21 protein-coding genes are annotated in these 22,547 nt (G+C 56.6%); 10 read left to right on the top strand and 11 right to left on the bottom strand.

The window, feature by feature from the left end; translation table 11 throughout:
• The first annotated feature begins 34 nt into the window (after window positions 1–34).
• The gene (gene nagB / locus ABD890_RS08260) at window positions 35–1,924 is read left to right on the top strand and encodes a glucosamine-6-phosphate deaminase (RefSeq protein ID WP_345087739.1); all 1,890 of its coding nucleotides are present in this window, start codon (window positions 35–37) and stop codon (window positions 1,922–1,924) included.
• Window positions 1,925–1,993: 69 nt separating this feature from the next.
• Here the strand turns inward: nagB and ABD890_RS08255 are convergent, their stop codons facing one another.
• Window positions 1,994–2,182, bottom strand: a complete 189-nt coding sequence (locus ABD890_RS08255; protein ID WP_345087737.1) for a Flp family type IVb pilin — start codon at window positions 2,180–2,182, stop codon at window positions 1,994–1,996.
• Between the two features lie 251 nt (window positions 2,183–2,433).
• Here ABD890_RS08255 and lexA point away from each other — a divergent pair, with 251 nt between their 5' ends.
• Window positions 2,434–3,045, top strand: coding sequence for a transcriptional repressor LexA (lexA, locus tag ABD890_RS08250; RefSeq protein ID WP_345087735.1), 612 nt, complete (start codon window positions 2,434–2,436; stop codon window positions 3,043–3,045).
• Window positions 3,046–3,147: 102 nt separating this feature from the next.
• Here lexA and ABD890_RS08245 read toward each other — a convergent pair whose 3' ends face one another.
• From ABD890_RS08245 to ABD890_RS08230, 4 genes are all read right to left on the bottom strand, one after another.
• The gene (locus ABD890_RS08245) at window positions 3,148–4,509 is read right to left on the bottom strand and encodes a sigma-54-dependent transcriptional regulator (protein WP_345090865.1); all 1,362 of its coding nucleotides are present in this window, start codon (window positions 4,507–4,509) and stop codon (window positions 3,148–3,150) included.
• 4 nt (window positions 4,510–4,513) lie between these two features.
• Complete coding sequence (locus ABD890_RS08240; RefSeq protein WP_345087733.1) at window positions 4,514–6,124, bottom strand: sensor histidine kinase; 1,611 nt, start codon at window positions 6,122–6,124, stop codon at window positions 4,514–4,516.
• 233 nt (window positions 6,125–6,357) lie between these two features.
• Complete coding sequence (locus ABD890_RS08235; RefSeq protein ID WP_345087731.1) at window positions 6,358–7,716, bottom strand: DUF1552 domain-containing protein; 1,359 nt, start codon at window positions 7,714–7,716, stop codon at window positions 6,358–6,360.
• Between the two features lie 38 nt (window positions 7,717–7,754).
• Window positions 7,755–9,713 carry a DUF1592 domain-containing protein gene (locus ABD890_RS08230; RefSeq protein ID WP_345087729.1) on the bottom strand — a complete coding sequence of 653 codons (1,959 nt, stop codon included), beginning with the start codon at window positions 9,711–9,713 and terminating at the stop codon, window positions 7,755–7,757.
• Window positions 9,714–10,060: 347 nt separating this feature from the next.
• Between ABD890_RS08230 and ABD890_RS08225 the strand changes: the two genes are divergently transcribed.
• From ABD890_RS08225 to ABD890_RS08210, 4 genes are read left to right on the top strand one after another with little or no spacing between them, the layout of a single operon-like run.
• Window positions 10,061–10,807 carry an ABC transporter ATP-binding protein gene (locus ABD890_RS08225; protein WP_345087727.1) on the top strand — a complete coding sequence of 249 codons (747 nt, stop codon included), beginning with the start codon at window positions 10,061–10,063 and terminating at the stop codon, window positions 10,805–10,807.
• Complete coding sequence (locus tag ABD890_RS08220; RefSeq protein WP_345087725.1) at window positions 10,804–11,583, top strand: ABC transporter permease; 780 nt, start codon at window positions 10,804–10,806, stop codon at window positions 11,581–11,583. Before ABD890_RS08225 ends, ABD890_RS08220 begins: the two co-directional genes overlap by 4 nt.
• 2 nt (window positions 11,584–11,585) lie before the next feature.
• Window positions 11,586–12,566, top strand: a complete 981-nt coding sequence (locus ABD890_RS08215) for an ABC transporter substrate-binding protein (protein ID WP_345087723.1) — start codon at window positions 11,586–11,588, stop codon at window positions 12,564–12,566.
• On the top strand, window positions 12,563–13,204 hold the full coding sequence (locus ABD890_RS08210) for a histidine phosphatase family protein (protein ID WP_345087721.1): 642 nt from the start codon (window positions 12,563–12,565) through the stop codon (window positions 13,202–13,204). The genes ABD890_RS08215 and ABD890_RS08210 overlap by 4 nt, the downstream gene beginning before the upstream one ends.
• On the opposite strand, the gene lpxK is transcribed toward ABD890_RS08210, so the two are convergent.
• The 4 genes from lpxK to ABD890_RS08190 all read right to left on the bottom strand — a co-directional run bounded on the left by lpxK (window position 13,201) and on the right by ABD890_RS08190 (window position 17,431).
• Window positions 13,201–14,283, bottom strand: coding sequence for a tetraacyldisaccharide 4'-kinase (gene lpxK, locus ABD890_RS08205; RefSeq protein ID WP_345087719.1), 1,083 nt, complete (start codon window positions 14,281–14,283; stop codon window positions 13,201–13,203). The two genes, ABD890_RS08210 and lpxK, sit on opposite strands and share 4 nt — an antisense overlap.
• A gap of 91 nt (window positions 14,284–14,374) precedes the next feature.
• Window positions 14,375–15,475: an isocitrate/isopropylmalate dehydrogenase family protein gene (locus tag ABD890_RS08200; protein WP_345087717.1), complete on the bottom strand. Its 1,101-nt coding sequence runs from the start codon at window positions 15,473–15,475 to the stop codon at window positions 14,375–14,377.
• Between the two features lie 120 nt (window positions 15,476–15,595).
• Window positions 15,596–16,504 carry a hypothetical protein gene (locus tag ABD890_RS08195; protein WP_345087715.1) on the bottom strand — a complete coding sequence of 303 codons (909 nt, stop codon included), beginning with the start codon at window positions 16,502–16,504 and terminating at the stop codon, window positions 15,596–15,598.
• A 66-nt stretch (window positions 16,505–16,570) separates the two neighbouring features.
• Window positions 16,571–17,431, bottom strand: coding sequence for a hypothetical protein (locus ABD890_RS08190; protein ID WP_345087713.1), 861 nt, complete (start codon window positions 17,429–17,431; stop codon window positions 16,571–16,573).
• A 194-nt stretch (window positions 17,432–17,625) separates the two neighbouring features.
• Here ABD890_RS08190 and ABD890_RS08185 point away from each other — a divergent pair, with 194 nt between their 5' ends.
• From ABD890_RS08185 to ABD890_RS08170, 4 genes are all read left to right on the top strand, one after another.
• Entirely contained in the window at window positions 17,626–17,925 is a 300-nt protein-coding gene (locus tag ABD890_RS08185; protein ID WP_345087711.1) for a DUF4236 domain-containing protein, read from the top strand.
• A 14-nt stretch (window positions 17,926–17,939) separates the two neighbouring features.
• On the top strand, window positions 17,940–18,236 hold the full coding sequence (locus ABD890_RS08180) for a hypothetical protein (protein ID WP_345087709.1): 297 nt from the start codon (window positions 17,940–17,942) through the stop codon (window positions 18,234–18,236).
• A gap of 175 nt (window positions 18,237–18,411) precedes the next feature.
• Window positions 18,412–19,479 (top strand): hypothetical protein, encoded by a 1,068-nt coding sequence (locus ABD890_RS08175; RefSeq protein ID WP_345087707.1) that lies wholly within the window; start codon window positions 18,412–18,414, stop codon window positions 19,477–19,479.
• A gap of 334 nt (window positions 19,480–19,813) precedes the next feature.
• Window positions 19,814–21,559 (top strand): prenyltransferase/squalene oxidase repeat-containing protein, encoded by a 1,746-nt coding sequence (locus ABD890_RS08170; RefSeq protein WP_345087705.1) that lies wholly within the window; start codon window positions 19,814–19,816, stop codon window positions 21,557–21,559.
• 24 nt (window positions 21,560–21,583) lie between these two features.
• Here ABD890_RS08170 and ABD890_RS08165 read toward each other — a convergent pair whose 3' ends face one another.
• Window positions 21,584–22,153, bottom strand: coding sequence for a hypothetical protein (locus tag ABD890_RS08165; protein ID WP_345087703.1), 570 nt, complete (start codon window positions 22,151–22,153; stop codon window positions 21,584–21,586).
• Between the two features lie 116 nt (window positions 22,154–22,269).
• Window positions 22,270–22,419, bottom strand: a complete 150-nt coding sequence (locus tag ABD890_RS08160; protein WP_345087701.1) for a hypothetical protein — start codon at window positions 22,417–22,419, stop codon at window positions 22,270–22,272.
• Window positions 22,420–22,547 lie beyond the last annotated feature (128 nt).

Here is a 22,547-nt window from a genome sequence, read left to right as displayed (position 1 = left end):
CCTTCGTTTTCCTACAACCTGAACAACGAGAATCATGACTGAACGAACCGCTGATCGACCTGTGATGTCGATCCAGTCAACCGCTCTACCTTGCTCTGTTTTTTCCACCAGCGAAGCCCTCTCTCGCCACGTCGCTGAAATCGTCGCCGCAATTATTCGCGAACGACAGGCTCAAAAAGCCACGGCCGTGCTCGGGCTTCCAACCGGTTCCACACCCATGGGTGTCTATCGAGAACTGGTTCGCATGCATCAGGAGGAAGGGTTGGACTTGTCCAACGTCATTACCTTCAACCTGGACGAGTATTACGGCTTGAAGCATGACCAACTGCAAAGTTATCACCGCACGATGCACGAGGTTTTCTTTCAGCATGTAAATATTCCGTCGGAGAATATTCACATCCCTGATGGCACCATCCCCTTGGACGAGGTTGATGCCTATTGCGAAGACTTCGAAAACAAGATTCGCGAAGCAGGCGGCATCGACCTGATGCTGCTGGGAATTGGCTCGAACGGACACATCGGCTTTAACGAGCCTTTCAGTATCCGCAACAGCCGCACGCGACTCTGCACGCTCGACCCGATCACTCGTCGGGGAGCTGCATCCGACTTCTTCCACGAAGAGAACGTCCCACACCAGGCCATCACCATGGGGATCGGTACGATCCTCGAGGCACGCAAGATCTTGCTAATGGCGTTGGGTCAAGGGAAGGCTTCGATCATTCGCGAAACGATCGAAGGTCCGATCTCGAATCGCGTGCCGGCGACCATCCTGCAGGAACATCGCGACACGTCGTTCTTTGTCGACTCGGCAGCGGCCAGCAAGTTGACGGCGTTCTCGACGCCGTGGACCGAAGGTCAGGTCGAATGGGACCAGACGATGATCAAGCGTGCCGTGCTCTGGCTGTGCGAACAGACCGGTAAGGCATTGCTGAAGCTCGACGACGACGACTTCCGCAAGTTCAACTTGCACCAGTTGCTGCGTCATCATGGTCCGGCACCAAGCCTGGCTCACCGTGTGTTCCGCTGGATGATGGATACCATCGAGTACCATCCGGCCGGCAAAGAAAAGAAGAAAGCGATCTGCTTCAGTCCGCACCCGGACGACGACGTGATCAGCATGGGCGGCACGTTGATTCGCCTGGTCGACGATGGCCACGAGGCCCACGTCGCTTACATGACCAGCGGTAATATCGCGGTATTTGACCACGATGCTCAGCGTTTCGCCGATTTCGTCACGCAGTACAACCGCTTGTTCGGAATCGACCAGCAGAAGTCGGCCGAAGTCGAACAGCAGGTTTCCGAGTCGCTTAAAACGAAGCCGCCTGGCGAGCCAGACATCGACGCCGTGTTGACGATCAAAGGCTTGATTCGCCGCAGCGAAGCCATTGCCGGGGCCTTGAAGGCAGGCTGCCAGGAAGAACATTTGCACTTCCTTGATCTCCCGTTCTATCAGACCGGAAAGGTAGCCAAGAACCCTCTGGGCCCCGAGGACGTTCGGATCGTAAAAGAGCTGATCCTGAAAGTTCAGCCTGAACAGGTTTACATCGCGGGCGACCTGTCCGATCCGCACGGAACGCACCGCGTTTGTGCGATGGCGATCTTCAACGCCCTGCTCGAGATCGAAGCGGAAACGGGGAGCCGGCCGGAAGCTTTGCTGTATCGTGGAGCGTGGCAGGAATACCCGCTGCACGAAATCGAGATCTGCGTTCCGCTGTCGCCAACCGACATGCTGAAGAAGCGTCAGGCGATCTTCATGCACGAAAGTCAGAAGGACAGTGCCTTGTTTCCCGGGACCGACCCACGCGAGTTCTGGGAGCGAGCCGAAGACCGCAACATGGGTACGGCAGATTCTTACAACAAGATTGGCCTGCCCGAGTACTTCGCGATGGAAGCGTTCGTTCGCTGGAATGGACAGCCTTTGTAAGCGAACCTGGTTTAGAACCAGAGAATCAAATAGAGGTGGCCTCGAGCGAAATCGGGGGCACCTTTTTTCTTAGACGCCCAGATCTGGGAAGGTGCGTTCGATTTCTGTCTTCGAGTAATTGAAGCTATCTTTGGTAAGCGTACCAATGAAGGTGATCGAGCCGATAACGGCCATCAAGATCATCGCCAGTAGGATGGCGTATTCGACCGAAGTCGGGCCATCTTCCGAACGAAGAAAGCATACGATTTTGGGGAGCATGGCACCTATCCTGTGAGCGGAAGGATCGACCAGAAAAGGGGGACGTGAGGAATCCATTGCGCAAGGTGCCCCGGATTCACGGGAAGAAGGCAACTGAACACTACGTCACGTTTGGGGGTGTGGCAAAAAAATCGCCAGACGGTGCGCCTTATAGGAGTTGACATATGTACAGCGGGGGGCTAGGCTCTAATTCCGACATCGCCTTTCCATGCTGGAAGGGGAATTAGCGCGACGGATCAGGATCCCTGAACATGGCAAGTTCGCAGTCGGCAACCGATGCTCTCACCAAGCGACAAAAAGACGTCTTTCTCTTCATTCGCGACAAGATCCAGTCTCGCGGCTACGGACCTACCGTTCGGGAAATCGGCGAACAGTTCGAGATCAGCTCGCCCAACGGCGTGGTCTGTCATCTAAAAGCCCTGGAGCGTAAAGGGCTTATCTCGCGTGAAAAGAACATGTCGCGAGCCATCCAGCTGCGAGCCGAAGTTGAAGAAGAAGTCGGTTTGCCACTGGCAGGCCGGATCGCGGCAGGCGTCCTGCACGAAGCGATCAGCCAGACCGATCGGGTCGACTTTGGCACAATGTTTAATCGCCACGATCACTTTGTGCTGGAAGTCTCAGGCGATTCGATGACCGAAGCGCACATCGACGACGGGGACTACGTCGTGGTGAAGCAGCAAGACTCGGCTCGGACCGGCGATATCGTCGTGGCAGAAACCGACGACGGCGAGGCGACGCTCAAGTATTGGTTCCCCGAAAAGAACCGTATCCGTTTGCAGCCTGCCAACAGCACGATGGAGCCAATCTACGTGAAGAACGCCAAGGTGCGGGGCGTGGTGATCGGTGTCGTGCGTAAGTTCTAAGAGACTTGAACGCGATCGATGGGCGGATCATCGCCAAGAAAACAAACGAGGCCAGCGTGAATCACGTCTGGCCTCGAAGTTTTTACAGATCTGGCGATCGGCTCAAGCCGACTTCTCGCTGGCGGTGGCCTGGTTCAGCTTGTTGTAGAGCGTCTTCAGGCTGATGCCGAGTTCTTCGGCCGCTTGTGGCTTGTTACCTTCGTGCCGATCGAGTGCCTCGTGGATGGCTTGCATTTCCAGTTCACGAAGCGACATCGGACCCATGACCGCTCGTAGTTGTGGCGGACCGACGGTGGCCTGTTCGTTGAAGCGGCGAGGCAAGTGCTGCGGATGGATCGGCAGCTCTTCGCACAAAATCGTCGCATGTTCGACCACGTTCGCCAGTTCGCGGACATTTCCTGGCCACGAGTGCGACTTCAAGGCATGGATGGTTTCGGTCGCGAAGACGGTATGCGTCATCGGGATCGTTGGCCAGAACCGGCGACTGATGTGCTCGGCCAAAAGTGGAATGTCTTCGGTGCGTTCTCGCAGAGGCGGCAACTGAATTTCGAAGGTGTTGATGCGGAACATCAAGTCTTCGCGGAAGTCCCCTTCGCGAACCATGTCTTCCAGGTGACGGTGGGTCGCGCTGATGATTCGGACATCGACCTTGATCGAGCTGTTTTCACCCACGCGGCGGATCTCGCCCGTTTCGAGTACACGCAACAGCTTCGCTTGCAGCGACTTGGGCAACTCGCCGATTTCGTCGAGAAACAGCGAGCCACCATGAGCGACCTCGAACAGACCGATTCGGGTCTCTTCCGCCCCGGTGAACGCGCCCTTGCGATGACCGAACAGTTCACTTTCGATCAGATTCTCAGGCAATGCCCCACAGTTAACCGCCACGAATGGCTGGGAATGCCGCAGGCTTTGATCGTGAATGGCTTTGGCAACCAGTTCTTTACCGGTGCCCGTTTCGCCACGGATCAGCACGGCCGAGTTCGACGGCGCGACCTTGGCGATCATCTTGTTAACGATCTCCATCGCTCCCGAGTCGCCGATCAGCTTCGACTTGCCTTCGATGCGGTCGAGCCGGCTGGTGAGCGCCTTGATCTTGCGATCTTGCTCACGCTTCTTGGCAACCCCTTCCAGCAAGGTCTTCAATTCCATCAAGCGGCAAGGCTTGGTGAGATAGGCATAGACTTTGAAGCGGACCGCGGCGATCGCGCTCTCGGTCGACGACTTGCCGGTCAGGATGATGGCTTCGGTCTCGGGCGAAAATTCCTTCGCCTTCTCGATCACATCGATACCGCTTTTGCCAGGCATATCGAGATCGACGAGAATGCAGTCGAAGTCTTCTTTCTCCAGCGCAGCAATCGCGGTAATGCCGTCAGGGCAGACCGTGACCGTGTGTCCCAGCCGGGGGAGCTCTAGGCTCATCAGCTTCTGGAGAGACTTCTCATCGTCGGCAAACAGAATCTTCAGCGATTCAGGCTGCTTGGTGTCTTCGCTCATTGCGCTTACTTGCTTCCCTGCATGGCAGCGTAAAACTAAATTCACTTCCGAGGCCTGGCCCTTCGCTCCATGCATCGATCTGACCACCGTGATCGCTCACGATACGATACGAAATGGAGAGCCCCAGTCCTGTCCCTTGGCCATCCCGGCGGCGGGTAAAAAACGGTTCAAACAAGTGGCGACGAACTTCATCGGTCATGCCACAGCCGTCATCTTTCACCGTGACTTTGACCTGCTCTCGATCTTCGCTGATCTTCACCAGGACGGTTCCGCCTGGGTCGATGCTGTCGAGTGCGTTGGTAATCAGGTTAAGAACCACTTGTTTGATTTCCGGTCCGTTGACCGGTGCGAGGGCGACCTGGTCGTCCTCGAAGATCAAATTCTTTTCGCGATACTTGCCCAGGTGCCGGACCATGTCGATCACGCCTTGCACCAAATCGCGAACGTCAGTTTCCGTCTTCTCGACATCTCCCAGACGCGAGAAGTCGAGCAAACGTTCGGTAATCTCCTTGCAGCGAAAGGCCTCTTCCTCAATCATTCCGAGATAGGTCTGCAATACGGTTACGTCGCAATCCCGGAAATGGGTCGTTTCGTTATCCGAATCGTCGATGCCTTCATTGATGCGCGAGCGTAGCGACTCGGCACAGAAAGCAATCGAAGCGAGCGGGTTGTTGATTTCGTGAGCGACGCCCGCAGCCAGGAAGCCAACGCTGGCAAGTTGTTCGCTCCGCACGACCTGGCGTGTGCGGTCTTGAACCTGATCGTTCAGGTTCGATTCGATCGCCTGGAAACGGTGCGTCATGGCGTTCATCGCATCCGCCAGGATCGCCAGTTCGGCATGGCCATCGAGTTGAATACGGTGATCGAAGTCGCCGTTGGCAACCCTTCGCGAACCATCCATCAGGGTGCGAAGCGGACTGAACAGCCAGCGCCAACTGGCATAGCCAGCGAAGACAATCGCAAAGACCGTTAGCGCCATCACCACGGCTGAAGCGGAAATCCAAAGGCGGTATTGGCCTCGGACTTCATCTTTAAGCTGCTGCATGTCTTCGATCAGAAAACTAGGCAGCTTCTTAGCCAGCATGTGCAGGTGATCGACTTCACCGGAGAGTTCTTCGTTCTTGATCTCGTTTAGGAACCAGTCGGCGTTCTGGTAGATGTCGTCCAGCTTGTGCAGCGAGCCATGTATCTCGCCGATTGTGTTTCGTTCGTCCGAGTCGTCGCCGATATCGCTGTCGCCGGCAAAGCTGCGGTTGAGTTGCTCTTCGTAACGCCGGAGGGCTTCTTGCACCGAGAGGAACTTAGTGCGGAAGTCTTCGCGGATGAGGGTCAGATCGAGCTGCGTGTCGTGGAAGCCGAACCGCTTCGAGTGTTTCGCCTGGTTCAGCGTGTGACGAAGCTCGGTCACCGTCAGCGAGAAGTCGATTGCCAGCGGAAGCTCGGCCGAGCGGGCACTAATGTCGCGCGCTACTTGCCGGTACGACAGACCGCCGGTGATGGTAACCGCGAACAAGGCGAGAACCAGTCCCAGCAGCAGGCCGCTGCCAATCATCAATTTGTGCTTGAGTGGACGTCGGTTGAGCACCGCGACCTCCTTGTCGCAGAAGCATCAGAGACCGGCCATCAATCGGTGCCGGTCGATCCTTTACGCATCCCATAGGTATTTGGTGCGCGAGGGAGAGTCTATCAACTGTTTTGCAAAATTTACAAGGCCGATGTGGGACGATTCGTCAGATTGAGGACCAAGGTCGACAAAAAAAGTGCCGCTAGCGGGGCCAGCGGCACTTATGAATTCATCGAGTTCGATGCGTTCGGCTTTTAGATGATATCGAGCGAGCCGGTCGAGTCGCCGAAATCAGGATCTTGAATGCCCATCTTGTCCATCATCGACACGAACAGGTTTGCCATTGGCGTACGCTGTTTCGCTTCCAGCTGGATGTGGCGATCGGTCTGCAGCGCCCCGCCACCCTTACCAGCCAGGATCAGCGGCAGGTTGTCGTGGTTGTGGCGGTTGCCGTCGCACAGTCCGCTACCATAGACAATCATCGAGTTGTCCAGGATCGAGGCACCGGAAGGATCTTTCAAGCCCTTCAGCTTCTCGAGGAAGTAGGCCAGATGGCTGACATAGAACTTGTCGACCTTGGCGATCTTCTCCAGCGTTTCCGGCTTGTTCTGGTGATGCGAAAGGCTGTGATGCCCTTCCGACACGCCAATTTCCTTGAAGTTGCGATTGCTGCCGTCGTGAGCCAGCATGAACGAAGCGACACGGGTCGAGTCGGTCTGGAACGACAGGGCCAACAGGTCGAACATCAAACGGATGTGCTGAGCGTAATCCTTCGGGATGCCCGACGGGGCTTCCATCTCGACCTGCGGCAGGTCACGGAACTGTTCGGCGTTTTCGATTCGCTTTTCAATTTCGCGAACGCCGGTCAGGTATTCGTCCAGCTTGTGAACGTCGTTGCGGCCAAGCTTCGACGACATCGACTTCGTTTCGGTCATCACGAAGTCGAGCACCGAGCGGCGTTCCGACATACGGCGATCGAAGTTCTTTTGACGCTCGTCACCGGTTCCACGACCGAAGAGACGTTCGAACACCAGACGTGGGTTCGACTCGGCGGTCATCGGGGTGTTTTCGGTACGCCACGACAGATTGAACTGGTAGGCACACGAATAGCCGGAGTCACAAGCACCCGATTTACGGGCCCCGTCGCACGAAAGTTCGAGCGATGGAAGTCGGGTCGAGCTGCCAAGGTGCTTGGCCATTTCCTGGTCGATCGAAACGCCCACCTGGATATCGGCCCCGGCGGTCTTCTTCGGGCGAGCCCCGGTCAAGAAGGTCGAGTGGGCACGGGCATGGTCGCCAGCGCCGTCGCCATTGGCAAAGCCGTGCGTGTGAGCCAGGCCGCTTAAGACTTGGAAGTCGCTTCGCAGGTTCTGAAGTGGCTGCATGGTCTCGTTCAGCTTGTACTGGCTGCCGGTTCCTTCAGGGAACCACTTCGAGACGTTCACGCCATTAGGCACATACAGAAAGGCAGAGCGTAGCGGATCACCAGCGGCGGTGGTTGCCGGCTTGCTGGCGGCCTGGGCGATGTTCGGCATCAAGCTTTCCATCGCAGGCAAAGCCACAGCCAAACCGAGTCCCCTGAGGAAATGGCGGCGGGTGGATTGCATTGTCATGGCATCAATTCCTTTTTGGCGCGTGGGTGCTGGCAGGATCATTCGGCCGACGACAGCAGGCTGCCGTCGCCGCGACGCTTCTGGAAGGGGGCACTATCAACCAAGGTGTGGAGCATCTGACGAAGCTTGCCATCGTTGGATTGCATCTGATCGACAATCGAATCGACGGTAGGCGTGTCGTAATATTCCAAACCCCGGCCCAAGGCAAAGGTGAGGAGCTTTTCGGTCAAACAGCGGTAAAAATCGATTTTTCGTTCGCTGGCCAAGACCTGGGAAAGCTGCTGGACGTCGGAGAACTTCTCGCCGGTCATTAGCTTGCCACTGGTTTCGATCGGTTGGCCGTCGTCGCTGTCGCGGTATTGGCCAATGTAGCTGTACTTTTCCAAGGCCAGCCCGAGTGGGTCCATGCGCGAGTGGCACGAATTGCACAGGGCTTCGCTCCGGTGCAGTTCCATCTGTTCCCGCATCGTCAACTTCTTTCCCCTCTGGCGAATGGCTTCCAGGGCGGGGACATTCGGCGGAGCAGGGGGAGGCGGCGTGCCGAGAATGTTGTCGAGCACGAACAAGCCACGTTTCACCGGCGAGGTCCGCGTCGGGTTCGAGCTGACTACCAGGAAGGTGCCCTGAGTCAGAATCCCGCCACGCTTGCTATCCTTCGGCAAAGTGACTTTCTTCAGCTTGCCATCTTCCAGGTCTTTGATTTCTTCCAGACCATAGAACTTGGCGAGTGGCTTGTTGAGGAACGTGTAGTCGGCGGTCAGCAGTTCGGTCGCAGGTCGATTTTCCTTCAGGATGTACTCGAACAGCATCTCGGTTTCTTTTCGCATCGCCTGGCGAACGGTCCGGCTGAAGACGCGGTTGGCGTCTCCCAGGTCCTTCACGCCCAAGGCTCGGCGAGCATCGATGCTGATCGCTTCGACGTCCTGGGCCTGAAGCCACTGACCGACGAAGCGGGTGGTGAAACGTTCCGACTTTGGATCGTCGAGCATGCGATCGACCTGGGCATGCAGGTTCTCGCGAAGCTTCCGTTCCGAGGCGAGCTTCGTGAGCTCGTCGTCAGGCAGCGAACACCACAGGAAGTAGGAAAGTCGCGACGCCAGGCTGTACTCGTCAATCGGGACGATCTCGCCTGGGTTGTTCGGTTCTGGTTGGATCTCGGCCCGGAAGAGGAACTGGGGAGAAATCAACATCGCCGCCATCGCCTGAGCAACGCTGTACTCGAACGATTGGCCTTCCAGCGAACTGATGTGCTGCTGGATCGCAACCAGGCGGTCGAGTGTTCGTTCGTCGATCGGACGGCGGAACGCTTTCGAGCCGTACTGCTTCAAGATCTTGCGGGCGTAAGCCTTCTGCTTCTCGGCATCTTCCGGTGGAGGTCCGTCCATGAAGATCCGCTTGTACTTCCACTCAGGCTTCTTGTCGACCAGGACCACCGCTTTGACGATTTCCTGGGCGGCGTCGAAGTATTTCTCGGTCATCAGAGGCGAGATCGAAAGGACGTCGCCGATGGTATCGAACCCATAGCCGGTATCGTCTGGCGGGAACGATTCGTTGACATTGAAGCGATAGCCGAACAAGTCTTCGATCGTGTAGCGATACTCGTCACGGTTCAAGCGACGGATCGTTACGCGACCTGGGTCTGGCTTGGCAGGGTCGAGCTTGAAGACTTGCGACTCAATCCAACGACCGACCATTTCCGATTCCTCTTGAGTCGGCTGCTTTTCGTCGGCTGGCGGCATGGTTTGGGCACGCAGATTACGCCAAACGGCCAACCAGGTCTTCTGGGCCGATTCGCGTTCCTGCGGAGTCATGGTCTCGAGATGATCGAGCGTGACGCCCCCTTCATCGGATCCATAGCCGTGGCAATCGTAGCAGTAGCTTTCGAGGATCGGTTGGATCTTCGCGAAGTCGGGCACTTGCGATTTCGTCTCTGCAGCGTCGCTGGCGCTGATAGCAATCAGCGAAGCAAACAAAGCGAGGGTAGAGATTCGGTGCATAGGTTTCGTCAGGCAGGAACCAAGTATCAGGGACGGCCCATGCGAGAGAGTGCTAAGCTCACGGCATGAGAGAAACTTGGCAGAGGTAGTTTGTGGGGGTGGTTGGAACGCGACTCGGTTTATGGGAGGGGGTTGTAGCCGCGCTGCCTGGAAGGCTCAATTAGTAATCGTATGAAGGGACGTCGTCGAAGTAAAGATTTATTCGACCGTTCTGGGGGTTCCCCCAGTTGGTATGGTTGGGTCAGTCAAAGGCTGCTTCCTCGGTAAAACGGGGAGTGACAGCTTCTATAGCAACAAAGTCGAATTTTGGTAGAAAAAAACTAACTAGCCTGCAAGGTTGAACACCTGTGTCCGCAATTCAGTTTCGCGACATTGAGAAGCAATTTACGCCGGAGTCGGTGGTCGTCGCGATCGATCGACTCGAAATCCCGGCCGGGCAGTTCGTCTCGCTGGTGGGACCTTCAGGCTGTGGCAAATCGACGCTGCTGCGGATGGTGGCGGGGGTCGACGACCCATCACGGGGCGAGGTGACGCTCAGCGATTCCGAGCACAGCCAGTGTGCGTTCGTTTTCCAGGATGCCAATCTTATCCCCTGGCGGACCGCTCAAGAGAATGTGCGTCTTCCATTGGAACTGCGGGGGCCAGTCACTGCAGAGCAGCGGCGGACAATCGATCAGGCGATCGAAATGGTCGGGCTACGGAAAGAGGACTTTCGAAAGTTCCCCCGGATGCTTTCCGGCGGGATGCGGATGCGAGTCTCGCTGGCCCGGGCCATGGTTACTCAGCCAAATGTCTTGCTGCTGGATGAACCGTTCGCCGCGCTCGACGACCTGCTACGCAATCAACTGAACGAACAATTGCTTGAGCTTTGGTATCAGCAAAATTGGACCAGCTTGTTCGTCACCCACAACGTTCCCGAGGCGGTGTTCCTGAGTCAACGAATTCTGGTAATGCACGCTCGGCCAGGACGAATTGTGGCGGACCTCGAAGTTCCGTTTGAATATCCTCGCAAACCATTACTACGAAACGATCCCGACTTCGCCCGTTTCTGCGGAGAGGTCATCGCGAAGCTCGCGGGAGTCACGCTGGTATGAGTGAAGATCGTTTCAGTTGGCGGACGATCGTGCTGCCGCTGCTGGTGTTGGTGGTGACGATCATCCTGTGGGAAGTGATCATCCGCGTCAGCGGGCTGGAGCCTTACATTTTGCCGGGACCTGGCGAAGTGGCTCGCACGATGTGGCAAAAGAAAGAAGCCTTGCTCGGTTACACGCTGCGAACCGGAATGGTCGCCGTTAGTGGGTTTGCCATTTCAGTCGTGCTGGGGGTGGTGGTGTCGCTGCTATTCTCGCAGTCGGCGATCATTCGACAGAGTGGTTATCCGTACGCGATCTTCTTTCAAACGGTCCCGATCGTGGCGGTCGCTCCGCTGGTGATTGCGATCTGCGGATATGGCGCGTTGAGTGTGATCGTGGTGACGACGATGATCTCGCTCTTTCCGATCATCACCAGTACCACGACCGGGCTGATTGCGGTCGATCGGGGGTTGCTCGACTTGTTTCGATTGAACAAGGCGAGCCGCTGGCAGATTCTGTGGAAGCTGCAGTTCCCTGGGGCAATTCGCTATTTGTTAACCGGTATGAAAACGAGTGCTGGGCTGGCGGTCGTCGGAGCGATCGTGGGCGAGTTCTTTGCCGGGCATTCGAGCGGGCACCAAGGGCTCGGCTATTTCATTCTCGTTTCCCAAAATCAGATTAGCACCGCGAGTCTGTTTGCCGGTACGATTTGCAGTACGCTGTTGGGCGTCGTTGTTTTCACCTCGGTTACAGTTCTGGGCCGCTTGTTTCTGCGGCGCTGGGTTTGGGAAGGTTAAACGTGTCGCGTTACTCGATCGCCCTGATGGTTGGTTGTTTGCTGATGCTGGCGACAGGCTGTGGAAGCGAGTCTGCCGATTCGCCAACTGCCGGCGGCAAAACGCCCGAGGGGCTTCGCAAAGTTCAGTTGGCATTGAACTGGTTTCCGGAGGCCGAGCATGGTGGGTTTTATGCTGCCAAGCTGAATGGCTTCTACGAAGAAGAAGGCCTCGACGTCGAGATCATCCCTGGCGGGCCCGGATCGCCCGTGATCCAGCAAGTCGCACGCGGAGCGGTTTCGTTTGGTGTCGCCACGGCCGACCAGGTCCCTCTCGGCCGAGCCCAGGGAGCCAACGTCGTGGCGACCTTCGCCGCGATCGATCAGAGTCCTCGTTGCTTTCTGGTACACGAAGAGTCCGGGATCAAGACGCTGGAAGAGTTGAAGAATGTCACCCTGGCGATGAGCAGCGGGCGGGCCTTCTCCGAGTATCTGAAAAAACATGTGCCGCTGACTAAGGTGCGGATCGTTCCTTACGATGGCAGCATCGCGGCATTCCTACGCGACAAGAACTTCGCCCAGCAGGCGTACGAATTCAGCGAACCATTCCTGGCGAAAGAAGAAGGGGCGAACGTTCGTGTGTTGCCGATCCGGGCCATCGGCTACAACCCTTACGCCAGCCTGTTGATCACATCGGATAAGTTAGCCAAGGAAGATGCCGAGCTGGTTGCCGCGATGACGCAGGCCACACGCAAGGGCTGGCAAACTTATCTGAACGAACCTCGCAAAACGAACGAACATTTGCAATCGCTCAATCCTGAGTTAACCGCCGGCGTGCTAGACTTTGGAGCCAAAGCGATTCGAAAGTTGACCATTGTCGATCAACCTACCTTCGGGCAAATGACTGCCGAGCGATGGAAGACCCTGGTCGATCAATTGGTCGAAATCGAACTGATTCCGAAAGACGCTGTTTCCGCGGATGCCTGTTTTCAAGAGACACCATGAGCAACGAAATCTCTGCTGATACCTGTTGGATGTTCCTGGTTCGTCATGGGGCGACCGAGTTCAATTTGAATTGTCCGAGCATCCTGCAAGGAAATGGCGTCGATGGTCCTTTGGCCGACATTGGTCGGCGTCAGGCGGCTGCGACTGGCGAGTTCCTCAGCGGGTATCCGTTTGACGCGGTCTATTCGAGTCCGATGAAGCGAGCCCAGGAAACGGCCGGCATCATCGCACCAGATCATTCGATTGTCACCGTGCCAGAGATCATCGAAGCGGATGTCGGTCGTTGGTTGAATCGCGACTGGCACGACATCGAGAAGACCGAGCCGGAAGAGTACCGCAAGCATCTGGACGATCCTTCGATCTATCCTTATCCAGGGGGCGAATCGGCCACCGACGTCGCCAACCGCGCGGTTCCCAAGCTAACGCAGTTGCTGCACGACAATCTCGGCAAGAGAATTCTGGTGGTGGCTCACTACATCGTGATTCGCGTGATGATCGCGTCGCTGTACAAGACGCCGCTGAAGTACATGCGAATGATCCATCTCGACAACTGCGGCGTCACCCTCATCAAGCTGCAAGATGGCGAACCGCAGCTGTTGTCGGCGAACTCGGCCTTCCACTTGCAAGACGTGCGTTAGAAGTCGGCGTAAGGGTCTTCCGGGATCTTGGCGAGAAGGGCTTCGAGCAGCGTCTCGAGCTTGTCCTTGCCTTCGACCATTTTGGCTTCAATGGTTAGCGCCCAGAGCGGCTTGTCCATGAAGCGGTCGAGTCCGATCTTCACCAGGTCTTTGTGCGTGCAGACGACCGCGGCGATCTCGTCGTTTTGAATCGCCCAGTGCTCCAGCGAGTTGATGTCGGCCCGATCGTAGTCGTGGTGGTCGTCGAACTCGCGGAGCTCGACCACTTCCATGCCGGCGTCGGTCAGCGTATGTCGGAAACCGCCTGGGTTGCCGATACCGCAGAAGGCGAGAACCTTCTTCCCTTGCAGGTGATCGATCGGTTCGGTCTTGCCGCTGGCGCTGCGGAGCGTGCTGGGGCAATGCCGCATGTCGACGATCGGTGCGGTCACTTCCATCGAGTGGATCTTGTCTTTGATGGCCTGAAGTTCTTCAGCCGAGACCATGTCGCCCCGGGTAATCACGATCAGGCTCGCGCGGTAGAGGGCCTGGACCGGTTCGCGAAGCGTGCCACGCGGAAACAGGTAACCATACCCGAACGGTTCCGTGGCATCGATCAAGACGATGTCGAGATCGCGGGCAATGCGGCGATGCTGAAAGGCATCGTCGAGCAAAAGAACCTGCGCGGCGAGTTCCTCGGAAGCGACTTTGGCGGCGGCGACTCGATCGGGATTCTGCAGATGGGGAACGTCAGGCAGCAGTTCTTCCAGTTCTTTCGCCTCGTCGTTCTGCGAACCTTCTTCAGCGCCGTAGCCTCGGCTGATAAGTGTCACGCGAATGCAACGTTCACGAAACCAACGCGCTAGCCAGGCCACCATTGGTGTCTTGCCGGTGCCGCCCAGGGTCAAGTTGCCGACACTGATCACCGGAACGTCGACCGTTTCGGCCGGCTTCGATCCGGTATCGAACTGGCGATTGCGGATGCCGACACCAATGCCGTAAACCAGCGAAGTGCCCCACATGAGGCCGCGCAGCAGAGACGCGCCGATTCCTTTTCGGCGACCACTGACGATTTGCTTGAAGTCTCGGGCGGTGAGCATGGGCGATCGATTCAATCGTTGGATGTACCAATAAGAAAGGGACAAACCAAAGTGGTCTGTCCCTTTCGTGAATTCCGCAAGCGAGCGAGGCTTAGCCTTGCAGCTTGGCACAGATGGCGGCAGCCATTTCCTGGGTACCAACCGCGGTCGGGTCGTCACGGTTTGGCTTCAGGTCGTAGGTCACGTCCTTGCCTTCCTTAATGACGTCGGCAACGGCTTGTTCCAAACGCTTGGCAGCGTCGAGTTCGCCCATGTGCTGAAGCATCAGCATGCCAGACAGGATCAATGCGGTTGGGTTGACCTTGTTCTGGCCCTTATACTTCGGAGCCGAACCATGGGTCGCTTCAAACACGGCACCTTCAGGACCGATGTTGGCACCTGGGGCAACACCCAGGCCGCCGACCAGACCGGCACCCAGGTCGCTGAGGATATCGCCGTACAGGTTAGGCAGCACGATCACATCGTACAGTTCCGGCTTCTGGACCAGCTGCATGCACATGTTGTCGACGATACGTTCTTCGAACTCGATATCTGGGTAGTCCTTGGCGACTTCGGTGGCCGTGGCCAGGTACAAGCCGTCCGAGTACTTCATGATGTTCGCCTTGTGGACGGCGGTCACCTTCTTGCGGCCGTTCTTCTGAGCGTATTCAAACGCACAACGAACGATCCGTTCGGTACCGCTGACACTGATTGGCTTGATTGAGACGCCCGTTTCGTCGGCCTTCGTTTTGATCTTGCGATCCGAAGGAAGACCGTTGATGAAGTCGATCAGCTTTTCGGTTTCAGGCTTGCCCTTCTCGAATTCGACACCGGCGTAAAGGTCTTCGGTGTTTTCGCGAACGATGACGATGTCGACGCCGACTTCGCTGAAGTAGCTGCGAACACCGGGGTAGTACTTGCAAGGGCGAATGCAAGCGAACAAGCCCAGTTCCTGACGCAGGTAGACGTTGATGCTACGGAAGCCAGTACCGACCGGCGTCGTGATCGGAGCCTTCAAAGCACAGCGGGTGCGGCGAACGCTTTCGATGGTCGAGTCCGGGATTGGGGTTCCGGTCTTTTCCATCACGTCGATGCCGGCTTCCTGGACATCCCAGTTGATTTCGACGCCAGTCGCATCGACGCACTTGCGGGCAGCTTCCGCCAATTCGGGACCGGTACCGTCGCCGGTGATCAGAGTTACTTCGTAGGCCATGAGGGTTTCCTGGCAACAGGGGGTCAAAGTGGGTACGAAAAGATTTCGTGTGGCGATTTACGCCAGGGGGAAACTGCCAAAATAGCAAACCACACGCCGGTGGTAAACCTAGCGTCGTTCCTAGTTCTGGCCACCCACGGCTGTATTTTGGGGTAACATTTCGCCCGCAAATGGATCGAGGACCACGATCGTCAGGGTCAGCTTATCGCGATTCTTGTAGACACGATCAATAACTTCCCAGGTGATTTTGAACTTTCCAGGCTGGTTCAAAACGGTATTGATCGAAAGACCAATTTCCTGATCAACGACCATTTGGCCGTCCTTATCGGTGCGACCGGAACCGGATCGTTGAAGATGCCACTCTTCGTCGTTCGTTTCCCAAACGACTTCTTTACCGGTTTCCAGATCTTGAGAAGTCCGCCGGCAGAGAATGCCTGATGGATCGAATGAGGTCCGAATCGTTTTCACTTTTCCACCGAGGGTGATCGTTTCGCCTGCCATAAAAACAACGCGATTGTCTTCCGGGGTGATGCGCACAAAAGTCTCAGGCTGTGGACGTTTTGCGATCACCTCGAAGGGAAGATCTCGATCAATCGATTGCTCCGTTAACAGATCGGTACAGCTAACCGACATCACATATTTTCCCTGCGGAAGTTCGTCAGTCGAGAAACGTCTGGTGCGAACCGTGGCGTCTTGCCCAATCTGCAGCGAGTCGCCAATGTCGTCGTTGGAATAGCACACCAACGTCTTTCCTGCCTCGGTCGAAATGCACTGGCTAACGGCGACGTGCGCTAGTGTTGCCTCGGGGGCGGCTGGATCGACCGCGACTCGGTAGATCAACTCGAACGATTGGCCTTTTTCAAATTGGTTGCTTGCCGGAGCTTGCTTCCAGGGACCGGCTGCAAATCGGCAATCGAATTGAGCCCAAGGTTTGTCAGCGTCTGCTGGTTTTTCCTCCGCCTTGATCGCGGCGAGCGGTAAGAAGTACGCGAAGATCAAAACGGTACCGGCGGCTCGATGGCAAAGCATGAGAGTCCTCCCTGATGGCAGAAAAGATGGCTGCGACATTTCAGGTGAAACTTCGCAGTGATGTGGTTAGGGTGCGGCAAAATCCTGAAAGGGATCGCTGACGAAAAGCGGCACTTGGACCTGGTCGTAAGTGCCGGCCAACAGATCGTGAGCGATCAGAACGATATGAAACTTCCCAGGCCGGGAAGTGAAGACCTCGGCATTGAGGGTGTAGGCAACCTTCGCTTCGCCGAACCGTGACTGAGGTGGTTGTCTCTGTTCGGTGTAGCTCTTCTCGACGATCGTCGTACCAGCTTCGTCGACCAGTTTGATCTCGAACATCAGATCGACCTGATTCTCGCGGGCTTCGTAATTCACGATGTCGGCATGAAGGTAAATCGACTCGCCGGTCGAGCAGTAACTGTTGGTGAAGATTCGTTTCTGACGGTCCTGGGTGAGTAGCACGTTCTTTGCACCGAAGGCATCGATTGCCGCGACCTCGAACGGAAGGTCGATCTTCGCGGTCGCCTTCGAGAGATTGTCTTGCACGCGGATTTCGAGGATGTAGCTCCCTTTCCTCAGCTCCGGAATCTTGAAGAAGAGTGCTCCGGTGAAGTAGCCGCCACCCATCGGCAACTGCTTCTTCTCGTGCTGGGTCATTCGTTTGATTTCGGTGCGGTCCGAGTCTTGGACCGTGAAGTCGAGCGTCAGGCTGCACTGTCTGGTCTTGGGGTCGATGGTGACGCCTTGGACTTCGTTCCGCACGTAGATGGTCTCTTCGGGAAGGAACTTGCTCGGCCGGCTGGCACCCATGACTCCAAAGGTGAACTGCGATCGCACGCTCAGGTCTGCTTCGGCAGGCGTTTCTTCTGCCATGCTGGTCGAGGCGGTCGATACGAGGCAGGCCCCAAAGATCACGAACCCCAGCCAGGAAGTGGAAAATCGCATCGAAGTTCTCTCGCGTTGTTCACGGCAAAATAGAAGGGAAGCGGCGTAGCGACATCCTCTCTTGTTCGCCAAAAAAAGGCAACTTCGTTTCGGGTTTTTGGCCTGGGATCGCGGTGATTGTGACTACGTCGTGATCGGGCTATGCTGACAAGCGTGGCATGCTGGCATCGTCGATCGTTTCGGGAGAACTCGTCATGGGGTTTTCATTTCGCAAGTCGTACACCTTCGGACCGCTGCGAATTAACTTGAGCAAGTCAGGCGTCGGTTTTTCGTTCGGCATGAAAGGCCTGCGAGCCGGCATGAGTTCCAACGGGCGGAAGTATGTTTCAGCCAGCGTGCCTGGGACTGGGGCTCGGTATTACAAATCGACCAAGTCGCTTTCGGGGCTGTGGAACCAATGGTTTGGCGGCGAAGAAACGGCGGAAGAATCGGCCGACGAAGCACCCAAGAAGAAGCCCACAAAGAAACTGACCAAAAAAGAATCGTTCTGGTAAAGGCAATTTCCCCTATGAATGCAAAGTTCATCCGTATCTTCCGCACCGCCAGCTCCGAACGCTTTCTGCTGCAAGACTTAATCGGCGAAGAGATGGGGATGCTCGATCTTCATTTCCTGGCCGATGGCACCGTCGCCGGCAACTTGTTTCTCGTTCAGGCCAAGGTGACCGACGAAGCCGGAATCCGAATCTTGTTGGAACAAGTCGACGAGCAACTTGTCCCGGCGGCAAGCATGGAAGACGCTAACCTCTCGTTCACCGTGACCCAGGGCGAACTGGTCGGTACGTTCTCAAGCGACGCCGAAGGCTAGTTTCTGGCCTGCCTGTTCGGCAAACGAATCGTCGCTGGTCGATGGATTGGCGGTCGTTCTGGTAAGGTCGCCGGCGAATCTCCTTGCATCTCTCCCGGCGACCCGTTCAACTAGAGGTTGCGCGGATTTAGGATCTGTCCGTCCCCCCCGTCTATATCCGAACTAGGAGATGCTCATGCGACGTTCGTCGTTGGTTGCGGCATGCAGTGTAGCGATCACGCTTTGTGCCAGTGCTGTTTATGCGATTGATTTGCCCGGTTTCTCGATGGGCGAAGTGAATCTGAAATCGGCTGGCCCGTTGGCTTTCGCCCCAGATAATGTGCTGATTGTTGGCGATCCGAAGGCCGCTACATTGGTTGCGATCAAGGTCGACAGCCAGAAGGTTGAAACCCCGAGCAACTTTTCGCTGACCATTCCCGATGATATTCAAGTTGCCGATCTGGCCGTGAATCCCGATACCGGCGTGATCTACCTTTCCGCATCGCAAGGTGGTCAGGGTAAGATCTTCCGTGTCGACGGCGACAAGCTGACCCCGGTCGCGCTGGATAAGGTTTCTCGAGCAACCGCCGCGTTGACCAACGCTCCGGAAGATAAGGTGGTGGGGGAAGGCCGTCGTCGTGGTAACCCGCGTGACGAATCGATCACCGATCTGGCCTATGTCGACAACCAGGTCATCGTGACTGGTCGTACGACTGGCGAAGCCTCGGCCGCCGTTCACTCGGTTGCCTATCCGTTCCAGGAATCTGGCGTGGCGATGCCAATCGAAATCTATCATGCGGCTCACGGTCGCTATGAAGATGACGCCGTCGCTCGGGTCTTCGTGCCTTTCACCATCAACGGCGAACCTCACCTGTTAGCCGGTTTCACCTGCACTCCGCTGGTCAAGTTCCCACTGTCGGCTGTTACCAAGCCGCAGGAAAAAGCGTATCGCGGCACCACCGTCGCCGAACTGGGTAACCGCAATCGTCCGCTCGACATGATCGTTTATGAAAAGAGTGGCAAGCAGTATCTGTTGTTGGCCAACAGTGCTCGTGGCGTGATGAAGGTCAGCACCGAAGACATCGAACGCGAAGATGGTCTCACCGAGCCAGTTCGTGGTGGTGGCGTTGCTGGTCAGCAGTACGAAACCATTGAAGATTGGAAAGGCGTGGTCCAGCTCGACAAGCTGAATGACAAGTCGGCTGTCATCATCACCCAGGCCGAAGGGCAGCCAACCGTCTTGAAGACGGTCGCTCTGCCATAATCTGGCGTCGAGACCATTCACACCGACAAACTATCAAATCGCATCGATGTCCAAGGGATCTCGATGCGATTTCTTTTTGCGACCGTGCTGGTCCGTTTTGGCCAGGGATTGGGCGTCGTTCGAGCGATTCTGGTAGCGATCGTAACGATTGTCAGGCTTATACTGGCCTGGCCCTGGGGCCATTCTCCCGGCAATCGATCGCCGACGGAGGTGCCGACAGCGGGGGAACCTACAGTCAGGTGGATACGTCTTTATCACTTCAATAACGCAATATTTCCGAAGCAAGCCTGCAGCCGATCCTCGGCTGCAAGCAAGCAGGAAAGTGACATTCAATATGCGAAATCGTACTGCCTGGTGGATGGGAATTGGTTCCCTGGTGCTTGTCTCGTTTCTGGCCAATTGGGCCTCGGCGGAGGCTGATTCCGCATCGAACGAGCGCTCGGTCCAGCCAGGCACGCTGCTAAAGATGGCCCGAGAGCGTTTGTCGGAGATCACCTCCGGCGATGTTGCTTCCGAACAAGCAGGTTCCGACACCGAGCCGCAGACCATTGTTTTTCTGGCCCTGACGCGACCGACGTTGCCAGCCTTGATGGGCATTGGCCACGCGAAGAGTGTGGAGAAAGCGGTAGTCGCTGCGGCGGATGATCTGCGATCGAAAGCGACCTTTGCCGAACTGGCCGCCGGCCGACTGCGGATCGACATCGCCACGACCGAAACCGATCCGGCCAAGATCGACAATCCTCATCCACTGCGGGTGGCGGCTTTGCCGTATGGTCCTTGGTTCGCGAAAGACTCGGTCTTGTTCATGCCTGCTGGTTTTCTCGATGGGGCAGGGGACGAAGACGCAGAATCGCTGACGAGCGGCGTTCGGCCGTACGACTATCAAAGCTGGATCGAAGCGGAAGATGGCTCGCCTGTCGAGCTCTACTTCGGCAATCGCCGCAAATTGGGGACTTCTCCGGAAGAACTGATGGCGGCTGCCGAGGCAGGTGGCGACTTCCTGATGCGGCACATGAAGCTGAATGGAATGTTCGACTACAGTTACGAACCGGAACTGAACCGAAATAACGACGACTACAACTTGCTGCGGCATGCCGGGACCTGCATTGCGATGTTGGAACTGCAGAAGGCAGTCAACGACGAGTCGATGCGAACCACCGGCAAGCTGCCGGAATCGCAGATCTTTCTGGAAGGTGCCCGGCGGGCGATCGATTACTTGCGGAAAAACCACACCAGCGGACCACTCGAAAAAGATAAGGCCGCCGACTTCCTCGCCATTGTTGAACCGGACGAAGGAGCGAAGCTCGGAGGGGCTGCACTGATGGTGTTGTCGCTGCTGCGTGAGTACGAGGTGACCGGCGACGAGCAGATTCTGGACGAGGCCCGGGCCTACGCTCGCTTCCTGGTCTTTCTGCAAGAGCCGGATGGTCACTTCATCTCGCAGTACTACTACGGCGAGCCAGACCTGTTTCCGCACGAATCGATCTATTACCCTGGCGAAGCGATCTTGGCGTTGGCTCGCCTGGCGAAGGTCGATCCGAAGGGGCCTTGGCTCGAAACGGCCAAGCGTGGCACCAACTGGCTGATCGATGTCCGCGATGCTGATAAGTCGGATGCCGACTTGCCGCACGATCACTGGCTGTTGATGGGGCTGGAAGAAATGGCTCCACAAACGGACGAGCCGAAGTTTCTGAAGCATGCCCAGCGAATTGCGAATTCGATTTGCGCACTGCAAAAGAAGGAAGCGGCTTACGACGACTGGATCGGTTCGTTCTACGATCCACCTCGTTCGACGCCGACCGGATGCCGAGCCGAAGCGATGGCGGCAATGATTCGCCTGGCAAAATTCAAGCAGCTTGATACGGATGAATATCTGGCGGCTTTGAAGCGGATGGCTTCGTTTCAGCAGCGGTGCCAGGTGACGCCTGACAATGCGATCTTTCTGCCATGCCCGGAACAGGCTTGGGGAGGCTTCCGTCGCGGGCTCGAAGAATGGGAAGTGCGGATCGATTACATCCAGCACAACATGTCTGGTCTGCTCGGTCTGCGAGGGATTTTGGTGGACTCGTCGAACGAGTAAGCCATCCCTGAGCCGTTCTTTCAGTTAGCTGACCGAACCGCTCTCGGACGGGGCCGGCTGGTATCGCCAGAGATGATACCAGCGATACAGAAGCGGCACGTAGATGCACGCCGCCAATAGATGGGCCGGAATTCCGACGGCGTACGAGATCAGCAGGAACGGAGCCTTCAGGTAATAGAAGCCGATCACCCAGACGATCCACAAGATGCTTCCTGGCAGGGCTAGGATCGCTGCGGGGGCGAGGCTGCGGTAAAGGGCCTCGTTCCATGTCTCCGCGTCGACATGTTTCGCAAACCAGCTTCTCAGGCGTTCTGCGATCACTTCCAGGGTTGGCAACAACAGCAACCAGCATCCGATGACGAGCAAGCCAACCAGCACCAGTTGGAAGACACGCATCATGATCATCAGGCCGAAAAGCGAGACGTGCGGCCCCATGGCCATCGTATCGTACGCGTGATAGTTCACCAGGCCTGCCGCGGTCAGCATGACGATCGCCAGGCGAAGCGAGACCAATGCCGACTGACGCGAGCTATTCCCCTTGGGGCCAGGCTCAGCAGTAGGCGTCGGCGACTGAAAAGGGTTGTTCGAGGTCATGCGTGATCAGGTCTCGTTCTGATGAGCAGTTTCTGCTGTGGGCTATCTTAACGACGATCTACCCCGCACGCGAGTTTTCCTCGAAGGCAAGATTAATGCCGCAGTTCTTTTAAGGATTACACCTCTTTGGTGAACACCTGGCTCGTCAACGACTGGTGTCGCACGGGCTTGGCGGACGAATGCGATACCGACATCGCGCTCAGCAGGATCAGAATGGCCCCGGTAGCAAAAGCGATGGCATGCACGACAGGAATTAATTGGAACATGGCTTTCTCCTTCAAAGCACGGTAATTGATCGTGTGTGCTTTAAAGGTACGAGGCCAACCTAAACTGCTCCTGAAGCGAAGATAAAATCGCTTTCATCTTCGGAAGAAACGGCCGAAAGCCAAGGGAA

The organism is Bremerella cremea, assembly GCF_039541315.1.
Taxonomy (GTDB): domain Bacteria; phylum Planctomycetota; class Planctomycetia; order Pirellulales; family Pirellulaceae; genus Bremerella; species Bremerella cremea.
Note: the sequence above shows the minus strand (reverse complement) of the source record. Positions and strands in the feature narration are given on the sequence as shown.

What these genes read in the sequence shown, in the direction of transcription:
- nagB (WP_345087739.1), top strand. Translation starts at nt 35, where the DNA reads ATGACTGAACGAACCGCTGATCGACCTGTGATGTCGATCCAGTCAACC.
- ABD890_RS08255 (WP_345087737.1), bottom strand. Translation starts at nt 2,182, where the DNA reads ATGCTCCCCAAAATCGTATGCTTTCTTCGTTCGGAAGATGGCCCGACT.
- lexA (WP_345087735.1), top strand. Translation starts at nt 2,434, where the DNA reads ATGGCAAGTTCGCAGTCGGCAACCGATGCTCTCACCAAGCGACAAAAA.
- ABD890_RS08235 (WP_345087731.1), bottom strand. Translation starts at nt 7,716, where the DNA reads ATGACAATGCAATCCACCCGCCGCCATTTCCTCAGGGGACTCGGTTTG.
- ABD890_RS08230 (WP_345087729.1), bottom strand. Translation starts at nt 9,713, where the DNA reads ATGCACCGAATCTCTACCCTCGCTTTGTTTGCTTCGCTGATTGCTATC.
- ABD890_RS08220 (WP_345087725.1), top strand. Translation starts at nt 10,804, where the DNA reads ATGAGTGAAGATCGTTTCAGTTGGCGGACGATCGTGCTGCCGCTGCTG.
- ABD890_RS08210 (WP_345087721.1), top strand. Translation starts at nt 12,563, where the DNA reads ATGAGCAACGAAATCTCTGCTGATACCTGTTGGATGTTCCTGGTTCGT.
- lpxK (WP_345087719.1), bottom strand. Translation starts at nt 14,283, where the DNA reads ATGCTCACCGCCCGAGACTTCAAGCAAATCGTCAGTGGTCGCCGAAAA.
- ABD890_RS08200 (WP_345087717.1), bottom strand. Translation starts at nt 15,475, where the DNA reads ATGGCCTACGAAGTAACTCTGATCACCGGCGACGGTACCGGTCCCGAA.
- ABD890_RS08195 (WP_345087715.1), bottom strand. Translation starts at nt 16,504, where the DNA reads ATGCTTTGCCATCGAGCCGCCGGTACCGTTTTGATCTTCGCGTACTTC.
- ABD890_RS08190 (WP_345087713.1), bottom strand. Translation starts at nt 17,431, where the DNA reads ATGCGATTTTCCACTTCCTGGCTGGGGTTCGTGATCTTTGGGGCCTGC.
- ABD890_RS08185 (WP_345087711.1), top strand. Translation starts at nt 17,626, where the DNA reads ATGGGGTTTTCATTTCGCAAGTCGTACACCTTCGGACCGCTGCGAATT.
- ABD890_RS08180 (WP_345087709.1), top strand. Translation starts at nt 17,940, where the DNA reads ATGAATGCAAAGTTCATCCGTATCTTCCGCACCGCCAGCTCCGAACGC.
- ABD890_RS08175 (WP_345087707.1), top strand. Translation starts at nt 18,412, where the DNA reads ATGCGACGTTCGTCGTTGGTTGCGGCATGCAGTGTAGCGATCACGCTT.
- ABD890_RS08170 (WP_345087705.1), top strand. Translation starts at nt 19,814, where the DNA reads ATGCGAAATCGTACTGCCTGGTGGATGGGAATTGGTTCCCTGGTGCTT.
- ABD890_RS08165 (WP_345087703.1), bottom strand. Translation starts at nt 22,153, where the DNA reads ATGACCTCGAACAACCCTTTTCAGTCGCCGACGCCTACTGCTGAGCCT.
- ABD890_RS08160 (WP_345087701.1), bottom strand. Translation starts at nt 22,419, where the DNA reads ATGTTCCAATTAATTCCTGTCGTGCATGCCATCGCTTTTGCTACCGGG.